Origin of the sequence: Hymenobacter lutimineralis, from assembly GCF_008271285.1 — a bacterium.
Classification (GTDB): Bacteria; Bacteroidota; Bacteroidia; order Cytophagales; family Hymenobacteraceae; genus Hymenobacter; species Hymenobacter lutimineralis.
Genome location: NZ_VTHL01000030.1, coordinates 38,123 through 48,834, shown reverse-complemented (window position 1 = coordinate 48,834; position 10,712 = coordinate 38,123). Strand labels below are relative to the sequence as shown.

Here is a 10,712-nt window from a genome sequence, read left to right as displayed (position 1 = left end):
TTTGTAGCCCAGGCGCTGCACCACCTTGCCGGCGGGAATGCCCATGACGAAGTAGGCCCCGAAAAAGCAGAGGTTGATCAGGTTGGCCTGGGTGTAGGAAAGCTGGAAGATGGCCTTCAGGTAGGGAATCAGGATGTCGTTCAGGCAGGTGATGAAGCCCATCATGAAGAACAGCACCGTCAGCGAAGCCAGGGCCGAGGTGTAGCGCGGCGAGGAGCCCGCCGGGTCGGTGGTAGTAGCAGGAGAAACGGAAGCGGGAGCAGCCAGGGCCATAAATCAGCAAAAATGAGGAGGAGTAGCATGCCCGGAGTATGGGCACAAAATAGCCTATACCCGACCGGTGCGACGGCGCCGACCGGGTATAGGCTCATATATCAGGCAGGGCGGTACTAGTGCTGCACGCTCAGCTTTTGAGTGGTTACCTGCCCACCCGTTTCCAAGCGCAACTGGTAGAGACCAGCGGCCAGCTTAGCGGTAGGCACCAGCAGTTGATGAGCACCGGCCGGACGCACGGCATTGTTCAGCAAGGTGGCCACGCGGCGCCCCTGCAGGTCGTAGAGCGACACCGATACGGCGCTGGCTTTTACCAGTTGATAGTCAAGCCGGCTCTGCTGGCTGGCGGGGTTCGGCCACATAGGCGCCAGCGTAGCCACGGCCGGGCGGGCGGCGCGGTTAGGCGTAGCGGTTCTGAGCGCGGGCCCCTGCAGGTCGTCGAAGTAGTACGTGTCGCCGGTTTTCTGGCCGTAGTCAATCAGCATGACAATCTGGTTGATGTCATTTGCCGTTACGGAGGGGTCGGAGGCACCAGCCGTGAATTGGAAGGTGAGGGTTTCCCAGGCGTTGGCCTTGGTGGTCACGGCTTCGAGGGTACCACCCAGGTTACCGTTGGGGTAGCCCGTAGCCGACTTAGCTTTGTCCTGCAGCACCATCTGCACCTTCACCCCGGCTTTCGGGCTGTAGAACTTCAGCGTAATCTTCTGCGCCCCGCTCAGGTAGCCGCTCACGTCGGCAAAGGCCTGGTTATCGGTGGGGTTGATGACGATGACGTCGTAGTCTTTATCCTTGTTACGGGTGTATTTGGCTACTTTTTCGCTGTCGTTGCCCGTGCCTTTGGCCGGGTTGGCGGCGCCTTGCTCGTAGGCCCCATCCGTGTAGGCATACGTCACTTTGCGCATGGCGTCAAAGTCATCGAGCAGTACGGGCGTCTGCGGCTCGGTGGGCGTGGTGGAGGCAAACTCGGGGCCCATCAGATCGTCGAGGTGATAGGTGTCACCGTTCTTGACGCCGGGTGCCACCAGCATCACCAGCTGGTCTACGTCGGTAACCTTCACGGAGGGGTCGGAGGCGCCGGCGCTGTACACGAAGGTGAGCGTTTCCCAGGCATTGGCTACCGTCGTTTTGACGTCGAAGGTACCACCCAGGTTGCCGTTGGGGTAACCCGTAGCCGATTTAGCCTTGTCTTGCAGCACGAGTTGCACGCTCACGCCCACGGCCGGGCTGTAAAATTTCATCGTGATTTTCTTCGAGCCATTAAGGTAGCTCGTCACATCCGCCAGCTTGCGGTTATCGGTGGGCTGCAGCACGATAACGGCGTAGTCGGCGCCCCCGTCCCGCACGTACTTGCCCACCTTATCGCTGTTATTAGCGGCGGATTTGGCAGGATTGTCCACGGTCGTGAGAGAACTCGTCACCGTGGGGTAAGACACCTGAGCGGTGTGCTCGAAGTCGTCGTACAGGGTCTGGGCCGTAGCGGCGGACCCGAGCAGGCCTAGCAGGCTGGTGAGCAGAAGGGTGCGGGTAGAAGTTTTCATCATACAAGAAGGTGGGATGGAAGAAGGTAATAGGCACTACTTTTTGCCGGTCAATCAGGAGGACGGCTACCCGGACCTCATTTGGGCAGGCAGCATATTCGCGTGTGTTCCGAAAGGGCCGGCTTGCTCCCCTTACATTGCTAAGCCGGCCCCGGAACCGAACCAGTCAGGCAAAGCCTGCGCTGGGGCGGATAAAAAGCGGGTGGAGCGTCTCCCCTGCCCGCTAAGTTTTTACTTGGCTTTCATGCGGTAGATGCGCACGTAGTCTACTACCATTCGCTGCGGAAAAGCGGCATCGTCTATGCCCTTGGCGCCGCCCCATTCGCCGCCCACGGCCACGTTCAGCAGCAGGTGAAAGGGTTGGTCCCAGGGCCAGGCCTCCCAGCCCGAATGCTCGTTGCGGCTGGTGAAATAAGGCTTGTCGTCCACGAAGGCGGTGATGCTCTCCGGGGTCCACTCAACGGCATACACGTGGTAAGCCGTGGTAGCATCGGGCACCTGGGTGGTGGCCGTTTTCTGGTTGTTGGTGCGGAAGTAGTATTTGTTGCAGTGCGTGGAGGCGTGCACCACGCCGGGGTCGTAGCCCACGTACTCCATAATGTCAATTTCACCGTTGTCGGGCCAGCCTTTGTTGCCGTACTGCCAGTTGTCGGGCAGCATCCAGATAGCCGGCCAGATGCCCCGCCCCCCGGGCAGCTGAGCCCTGATTTCAAAGCGGCCGTAGAGTTGGCTGCCGCCGCCCAGTGACAGCAAGCGGGCGGAGGTGTAGGCATTGCCAGGATGCAGGGCCTCGCGCCGGGCCTCCAGCACCAGGGTGCCGTTCTCTACCCGGGCATTTTCCGCCCGGGCCTTGGTGTAGTACTGCAGCTCTTTGTTGCCCCAGCCACTGCCGCCCTCATCGTAGCCCCATTTGGCGGCATCGGGCAGGCCGGGCTGGTCGAACTCGTCCTGCCAGACCAGTTCTTGAAAGGAGTACTCAACCGTGGACGGCGTACTGCCCCCGGGCAGACCTTTGGGCCGCACCGGGTCCGGCGACGTGCACGCGACGGTAGCCAGCAAGGCCCCCGTACACCACATTCCCCAGGCAGCACGCACATTCATAGCAAGAAAGGTGAACAGTGGTTGGTAAATGAGCCAGCGGGCCGGCTTGCTAAAGCTTCCGCCCGGCTTATTCGGTAGTATGTCGTCGGTCACTGCTTAGCGGCCGGATATGTCTCAGTTGGAGGGCAGCCATAGGCCGCCAGGCAGGGCACTGCGCCCTGTTTGCGTGGGGGTTGCGGGCTCATAAGCCCATAGCCGGGGGCTCCGGAGGGGCAGCAGCTGTCCGGCACGTGCCGAAGACAAGCTGCTGCCCAAACCAGTGCCGCGCGGTTGCAGCTCCGCCCGTCGGGACTTTGTTTCCCACCCGACCCGACGGGGTGCGCACTGATTTACTTGGAGTCCTTGTACTGATAAAACCGCACGTAGTCCACATACATCTTCTGCGGAAATACGGTGGCGCTGTTGGGGTCACCATCGAAATTACCGCCTACGGCCACGTTCAGGATCAGGAAGAACGGGTTGTTGAAGGGGTTAGGCGAGGCTGCGCCCGAGGAGAAGTTATACACTTCCCGCTCGTCGATGTACGTCCGGATCTGGTCTTTGCTGCGCACCACGCTGAACACGTGGTAGTCGTCGGCGTAGGTGCCGGTGGCCAGCTGCTGCCACTGGTTGCTCTTGAACTCGTGGTTGCCCGCGCTGTTGCGATAGTGCATAGTGGAAAGCACTTGATTGGGCTGACTGCCCCGCAATTCCATGATGTCAATTTCGCCGCAGGTAGGCCACTGCACCTGGTCGATGTTGGAGCCCAGCATCCAGATAGCCGGCCAGATGCCCTGGCCTTTGGGCAGCTTGGCGCGCACATCAATGCGGCCGAACTGAAAATCCCTCTTGCCTTTGGTGATGAGGCGGGCCGAGGTATAGTCGCGGGGGCCACTGCCTGTTTTTTTGGCTTCAATGACCAGGCTCCCATCCAACAGGTAGGAGTTTTCATTGGTATTGGTGTAGGTCTGCAGCTCGTTGTTGCCCCAGCCATTGCCCCCCTGCTCCCGCACCCATTTCGACTCATCCAGGGTGCCGGCATCAAACTCGTCGTTCCAGATCAGCTCGGTGTAAGCCGCGTAGTCGCGGGCTTCGGCATTGGTTTCCGCTACGGGGGGTGGCGGCGTTACCGGGCCGGGCTTCGATTTTTCTTCGGTGCAGGCCTGGGTGCCCAGGGCCAGCACCAGGCTGACCCCGGCCCAGAGGTTGCGGGAAATGAGGATGGAGGATTTTTTCATGGTAAGGGAAATGATGAAGGTTGCAGACCTCAACCGTTACGGCTTGGCGACAAGTTTCATCTCGAAGAGGGCTTTGTCTTTGTTAGTTGGGTCAGGTCGTCCGGCCCGGAGTACCATATTCGTTTCGTTGATGGAGATGATGCGGTAGGTCAGGTCCGGGGCATCCGTCACGCCAATGAAGGTCCCGGCTTTCTTGAACTCAATCATGGCAATGCCTTTGCCATCGGCGGGGCCAAAGGTGAAGTCCGAGGACCCAGAGCGTGGAGCAAAACAATCATACGGGCCGGCCACAAACGTCTGGTCTTTGGCGTTGTAGGTGAACTTGTCGTTGGCGAAGAAGGTGTACTCGTCGTCCGACTGGCAGGTAGGCAACTCGCCTTTCTTCACCCCGGGGAAATAGGCCGCCGGGTTGTCTTCGGTACCCACCACGATGGGAGCATCTACATCATTCTGCAGCATCCAGGTTTTGGACGTAGTGCCCGTCAGCAGCAGCTTCACGCGGTCGAGGGCCGAGAGCTGGGGCCGGAAGGTGTACTGGGTAAAGGTACCGTCGGCGTTTTCGGTGCGCAGCTTCAGCGTGGTTTCCGTCGCTTCCAGGATTTCGTAGGAACGGTCCTTGGTTGGGGTGGTTTCGCCGATGAAGGCCCCTTCCTTCGACAGGGTAATTTTGCCGCCGGTAGCCCCGATGGGCGTGAACACGAAGTCGGAAGTTCCGGTCTTGGCCGTTCCACAAGCCCCGTCGGCATAGGTCTGGTCGCCGGCGTTGTAGCTGTAGGCGTAGGTGCTGGTAAACGTCAGCTCATCATCGGCCTGGCAGGCCGGGATGCCGCCTGCCGCGGAAGACGAAAGTACGGTGGTGCCGTTGGCGGCGTACTTGGTGATGGCGCCCGCCTGATTGGAAAGAATCCAGGCCCGGTTGCCAGTGGTGGTGCTGTTCGTCAGCCCAATGTAGGCCGGGCTGGTAGGGGCCGCAATTACCACGTTAGCCGTTTGCGGCTGGCTCGTGCCCCCACGGCCGGCCGTGATCAGGCTTACTTTGTACGTACCCGGGCGCTTATACACGTGCGTCACGTTCTGGCCTTTTTCCAGGGGCGAGCCGTCGCCGAAGTCCCACTGGTAGAGGAAGGCATCCTTGCTGGTGTTGGTGAAGGTAACGACCGTAGGAAACTCCGTGGTTTTCACCGTGGTAGTGAAGCTGGCCTGCGGAGCCGCCCCCTCCAGGGTATAATCGTCGCCTTCCTTTTCACAGGAGGTGAGCAGCGCGGGAGCCAGCAAAAGGCCCAGCATTGCTACGCGTACTATATGTTTCATGGGAATTCAGAAGAATGAAGGGAAGCTGGAGCCAGCCGGCCCACGGGTATGGGCCGGCCAGTCAGCAATTAATAACCAGGGTTTTGCTTCAGGCCGGGGTTTACGTCCAGTTCCTGCAGCGGCAGCGGCATCACAATGTTGTAAGACTTGATGCCTTTCTTCTTCAACTCGGGCGAGGTGAACAGCTCTCCGGTACGCTTCATATCAAACCACCGGTCCATCTCAAACGCCAGCTCGTACTTCCGCTCGCGGCGCACGGCGGCCGTGAAGGCCTCGGGGTTGGTGGTGGTCACGTCGCGGTTACTAGGCGTATTGATGGGCAGCCCGAAGGCCCGGCGCCGCACCTTGTTCAGGGCTTCGCGGCCTTCCTCGGTGGGGCCTACGCCTTCGGCCAGGATCAGGTACATCTCGGCCAGGCGCAGGATGGGAATGTTGAGCTCCGAGTCCCAGATGTTGGTATTGACGGTGCCCACGAAGTACTTCTTCAGGCCGTAGCCATTGGGCGAGCCGGGCAGGGAGTTGGGCTGCTTACGGCCATCTGGGTAAGAGTCGCCGGGCTTCCAGATAGTTACATCACGGCGCAGGTCGCCTTCCTCGTAGCCGGCCACGAACTCGGGCTCGGGAATATTGAAGCCGTAACCACCCTGGGGCACGATGCCCTGGCCGCGGGGGCCGAAGAACTCATTGCCACTGAAACCGGGCCCGTCCGTGGTCCACTGGTTGAGACCCGAGATAAACTGCGCCTCAAACAACGACTCCTTGCCGTTCTCGTTGGCTACCTTGAAGTTATCACCGTAGTTGTCCCACAGCGTTTTGCCGCTGGAGTTAATGACGGAGCGAGCCTGCGTGGCCGCGTCGGCCAGCTTGCCGCGCGTCAGGTATACCTTCGCCAGCAGCCCCGTAGCCGACCATTTGGTGGCGCGGCCGATGTCCGCGGCGCTGTGCGAGGGCGGCAGCTTGGTAATGGCGTCCTTCAGATCGGCTTCGATCTGGGCGTATACCTGATCCACTGGCGTACGCGGAATGTTTACCTCGGCCAGCGTTTTGGGCAGCTTGGTCAACAGGGGCACATCCCCGTAGAGACGTACCAGGTCGAAGTAGTACTTGGCCCGCAGGAAAGCGGCCTCGCCGAGGCAGCGCTGCTGAACGGCCGGATTAATGGCGGTTATAGCCGGCACTTTTTCCAGCACGATGTTGGCGCGGCCGATGCCTACGAAGCAGGAGCCCCAGAGGCGGTTCACCAGCGGGTTGGTGGTGGCAATGTTGAAGTTATCCAGCTGCTGGTACTCGAAGCCGTCCTGGCCGCCGCCCCCACCCGTGGTAGACAGGTCCGACATGATGTCGCCAAATCCCCAGAGGGCCGCGTTGTACTGCCCCGTCGTCAGCAGCTCGCCGTAGGCCGCGTTGGTGGCCTGAATGGCATCCGTCTCGGTTTTGTAGAAGTTTGCTTCGGTCACGCTGTCGTTGGGAGCCTCCGACAGGAAGTCTTTACCGCAGCCGCTGAGCAGCCCCAGCGTGAGTAGCCAGGCCCCGCAAGTGTATTTTGTGATGGTTGCCATCGTCTTGTGTTGTAGCTAGTAAGGGGGAATTAAAAACCGAAGTTGATGCCCGCCAGGAACACCCGCGGCTGGGGGTACACGCCCAGGTCTACGCCGCGCGAGCCTACCTCAGGGTCAAACCCGGTGTACTTGGTCAGCGTCAGCAGGTTTTGAGCCGAGGCATACACCCGCAGCTGCTTGGCGCTGAGGCGGCCCATGATGGACTCGGGCAGGGTGTAGCCCAGCGTCAGCACTTTGATGCGCATGTAGGAGCCATCCTCCAGGAAGTACGACGACACGCGCAGGTTACGGTTGGGGTCGGAGTTAGCGCCGCTATAGGCGCGGGGCACGTCGTTGCTGGTGCCGGGGCCCGTCCAGCGGCCGAGCACGCGGGTGCTGCCGTTGCTGCTGTTGTACAGGGCGCTTTCCAGGATAACGCGGTTGTCGTTGTAGATCTTGTTGCCCTGGGAGCCTTGCAGGAACACGTTCAGGTCGAAGCCCATCCACGTAACCGTGTTGTTCAGGCCGTACGTGAACTTGGGGTTCGGATTGCCAATGAACGTGCGGTCTTTGTCGTCGATGACCTTGTCGCCGTTCACGTCCTTGAAGCGGATGTCGCCGGGGGCCGCGCCGGGCTGGGTGGCGTGGCTGGCCACGTCTTCCGGCGTCTGGAACAGGCCGTCGGCCACGAAGCCGTAGAAGGAGCCGAAGGCTACGCCTTCATCGTAGCGCAGAATGTTGCCACTCAAGCCGGCCAGGTCGCTGTAAGGCTCCCCTGCCCCCAGCTTCTCGAGCTTGGTTTTGTAGGCCGTGAGCGTGAGGTTGGACGTCCAGTTCAGGCCCCGACCCGCGTTCTGTACGTTGCGGGAGGTCAGGGCAAAGTCGATGCCGCGGTTGTAGGCCGAAGCAGCGTTGCGCCGTACCGACTCGTAGGTACCGGATACCAGCGACACGGGCACGCCCGCAATCAGGTTGGGCGAGTTCCGGTTGTAGAGGTCGATGATGGCCTCGAAGCGGTTATCGAGGAATCCTACGTCCACCCCGACGTTAATCTGGTCGTTGGTCTCCCAGCGGAGTTCTGGGTTCGACAAGCGGGTGGGTGCCGCGCCGTTCTGCGGGCTTTGCACTGCTCCCAGGGGGTAGCTGATGTTAGGGTTAACGACGAACAGGTACTGGAAGCGGTCTGCGTTGTTGGGGTTGCCTACCCGGCCGTAACCGGCGCGCAGCTTCAGGTTGCTGATCACGCGGTTGTCCTTCATGAAGTCCTCTTCCGAGATACGCCAGCCGGCCGAAACGCCGGGGAAGAAGCCGAACTGCTTGCCGGGTGCGAAGGCGCTGGAGCCGTCGTAGCGGGCAACGGCCTGGAACAGGTACTTACCGGCAAACTCGTAGTTGAAGCGGCCAAAGTAGCTGGCCAGGTGCGAGGGCACTTGTATGCGACCTGCCGTGGAGCCAAACAGGGGGTCGCGGGGACCCGAGTTAATACCCTGCAGGTCGTTGCGTGCGTAGTTCCGGCGGTAGGCCTCTACGTTGCTGTAGTTGAACTCCTGAGCCGACTGCCCCAGCAGCACCGTTACCTGGTGCTTGTCGCCAAACAGGTGGTCGTAGTTGAGGGTGTTTTCAATCAGGTAGCTAGGCGCGTAAGAGGCGGTTGCCGAGGCCCCAGACGTAGCCTGGGCGTAGCGCGTGGTAAACGTTTCAGGCGTGCCGTCAGGCTTCGTCACTATCAGGACGGGTACGCCGGGCCGGAAGGCGTTGTACTGGTCGAAGATAAAGTCGGCGCCCACGTTGGTGCGGAAGCGCAAACCTTTGATGGGTTCCAGCTCGGCGAAGAACGTGGTGAGGGCCCGGTTGCGCTTGAAGCGCTGGTTAGTAATGGTAGCCGAGGCCAGTGGGTTTTCCTCAATGAAGTTGTCCTGCGTAGCCCGGGGCTCGTAGTAGTAGCCGTCGGGGCGATACACCGGGATGATGGCGGGAATCCGGATGGCCTGCTGCACCGTGCCGTAGTTACCGCTATTGGAGGTAATCTGCCGGTCGTTGAGGTGGGTCAGCGAGATGCTGTTGCCAATCTTCAGAATGCGGTTCACTTGTAGGTCGCCGTTGGCCCGCAGCGTAAACCGCTCGAAGTCCGAGCCCACGATGGTACCATCCTGCTGGAAGTAGCTACCCGAAACGGCAAACCGGGCAACGTCGCTACCGCCCGTAGCCGATAGTGAGTAGTTCTGGATGGCCGCACGACGGAACACCTCGTCCTGCCAGTCGGTACCCTCGCCCAAGGCCGCCGGATTCTTCAACCGGTCTACCACGATCGGCTCTCCGGCTGCCAAGCGCCCCTCATTATTGATAACGGCATACTCCTCGGCGTTGAGCAGGCTGAGCTTGCGCCACACCTGCTGCACGCCGCGGTAGGCATCGAGGTTGATGCTGGACACGCCGGCTTTGCCGCGCTTGGTGGTGATGATAACTACCCCATTAGCCGCGCGCACCCCGTAAATGGCGGTGGCCGAAGCGTCTTTCAGGATGTCAATGGTTTCAATGTCGTTGGGGCTGATGGCATTCAGCTGGTTTTCACCGCCTTCCGGCAGCGGGAAACCATCTACTACATACAGGGGGTTGTTGTTGCCCGCCGACGTAATACCACGTACCCGTACCGACGTACCGGCGGCCCCACCCGGAGCGCCCCCGTTGGAGGTAACCGTTACACCAGCTGCCCGGCCCTGCAGGGCTTGCGTAGCATCGGCCACGGGCTGGGAAGCAATTTCCCTGGCCGTTACGGAAGCCACGGCGCCTGTTACGCTGGTACGCTCCTGCGTACCGTAACCCACTACCACTACCTCACTCAGCGCCTGGGTATCTTCCATGAGCGTCACGTTCAGGCTGGTAGAGCCTCCCGCGGGCATGCTCACCTCTTTCCGCACGAACCCAACAAAGCTGAACACCAGCGTGCTGTTTTCGGGTGCCGTAATCAGGTAAGTGCCATCAGAATTGGTGGTGGTACCCATGGTAGTACCCTTCACAACCACCGTAACGCCGGGTAGTGGGGTACCATTTTCCTGTAATACCTTACCGGATACCGTTACATCGGCTAAACGGGAAGGAAAAGTGGCGGCCAGCGGAGCCGACAGCCCTGGGCTGCCCACCGCCGATAGTGCCAGAGCCGGCCACCCTAGAACGGTCAGAAACGCCGCCCTCTGAAGTAGTTGTGCGTAAGAGTGTTGGGTCATGAAGGTAGGTTTTGGGAAGGGTAAGTTCAGGAGGAATTTAGGCCAATGAACACTCCGTTCAGCCAGCCATGGATCAAGTCATTGCAGCTACCCGCCATCGATTGCGGGCCGTCAGGAGAGCAGAAGGAAAGCAGATAGTAAAGCTTCCCGCGGGTACCATACTTGGCGTTGTCTCCCCTGAACAGCAGGCCCTACTCTTCCTATTCTTTGGAACTGCTAGCCGATAAGCAGCGGACAGTGCGTAAACCAGAAGATAGCGTAGTGGCGGCCGGAAGAAACAGGTGCGGAGCGCTGAGAGAGTGGGTCAAATATTCAGTGATTGTTTGGCAAATGCAAGCGTCAAAACCCGCCCAAAACGCTCCAAATGAGGTTTTTTACCTTACAGCACAAAAAACCGTTACGCTTACAACACACGCTTAGCCCACACTTATATAGCCTGTATAGCCTGCAAATGTCTTTTATTCGTCCAAGTATACTCGGCTAAAAAACAACAAAAAAAATGCGGGCTAA

Annotated in this window: 6 protein-coding genes and 1 pseudogene; all 7 read right to left on the bottom strand. The window is 60.1% G+C overall.

Features of this window, described 5'->3' with window-relative positions:
• Positions 1-273 (bottom strand): annotated as a pseudogene (locus FY528_RS19720) (sugar MFS transporter); the annotation flags it as partial.
• Between the two features lie 116 nt (positions 274-389).
• Entirely contained in the window at positions 390-1,814 is a 1,425-nt protein-coding gene (locus tag FY528_RS19715; RefSeq protein ID WP_149072739.1) for a T9SS type A sorting domain-containing protein, read from the bottom strand.
• 228 nt (positions 1,815-2,042) lie between these two features.
• Positions 2,043-2,912 (bottom strand): glycoside hydrolase family 16 protein, encoded by an 870-nt coding sequence (locus FY528_RS19710; protein WP_262384065.1) that lies wholly within the window; start codon positions 2,910-2,912, stop codon positions 2,043-2,045.
• A 329-nt stretch (positions 2,913-3,241) separates the two neighbouring features.
• A complete protein-coding gene (locus FY528_RS19705) occupies positions 3,242-4,129 on the bottom strand; it encodes a glycoside hydrolase family 16 protein (protein ID WP_149072738.1) in 888 nt (295 codons plus the stop codon).
• Positions 4,130-4,165: 36 nt separating this feature from the next.
• The gene (locus tag FY528_RS19700) at positions 4,166-5,440 is read right to left on the bottom strand and encodes a PKD domain-containing protein (RefSeq protein WP_149072737.1); all 1,275 of its coding nucleotides are present in this window, start codon (positions 5,438-5,440) and stop codon (positions 4,166-4,168) included.
• A gap of 68 nt (positions 5,441-5,508) precedes the next feature.
• Positions 5,509-6,999 carry a RagB/SusD family nutrient uptake outer membrane protein gene (locus FY528_RS19695; RefSeq protein ID WP_149072736.1) on the bottom strand — a complete coding sequence of 497 codons (1,491 nt, stop codon included), beginning with the start codon at positions 6,997-6,999 and terminating at the stop codon, positions 5,509-5,511.
• A 29-nt stretch (positions 7,000-7,028) separates the two neighbouring features.
• The gene (locus FY528_RS19690) at positions 7,029-10,202 is read right to left on the bottom strand and encodes a SusC/RagA family TonB-linked outer membrane protein (RefSeq protein WP_149072735.1); all 3,174 of its coding nucleotides are present in this window, start codon (positions 10,200-10,202) and stop codon (positions 7,029-7,031) included.
• Between the last annotated feature and the right edge of the window lie 510 nt (positions 10,203-10,712).

Excerpts from the sequence above, each read along its gene's own strand:
- FY528_RS19715 (WP_149072739.1), bottom strand. The coding sequence starts at position 1,814 with ATGATGAAAACTTCTACCCGCACCCTTCTGCTCACCAGCCTGCTAGGC.
- FY528_RS19710 (WP_262384065.1), bottom strand. The coding sequence starts at position 2,912 with ATGAATGTGCGTGCTGCCTGGGGAATGTGGTGTACGGGGGCCTTGCTG.
- FY528_RS19705 (WP_149072738.1), bottom strand. The coding sequence starts at position 4,129 with ATGAAAAAATCCTCCATCCTCATTTCCCGCAACCTCTGGGCCGGGGTC.
- FY528_RS19700 (WP_149072737.1), bottom strand. The coding sequence starts at position 5,440 with ATGAAACATATAGTACGCGTAGCAATGCTGGGCCTTTTGCTGGCTCCC.
- FY528_RS19695 (WP_149072736.1), bottom strand. The coding sequence starts at position 6,999 with ATGGCAACCATCACAAAATACACTTGCGGGGCCTGGCTACTCACGCTG.
- FY528_RS19690 (WP_149072735.1), bottom strand. The coding sequence starts at position 10,202 with ATGACCCAACACTCTTACGCACAACTACTTCAGAGGGCGGCGTTTCTG.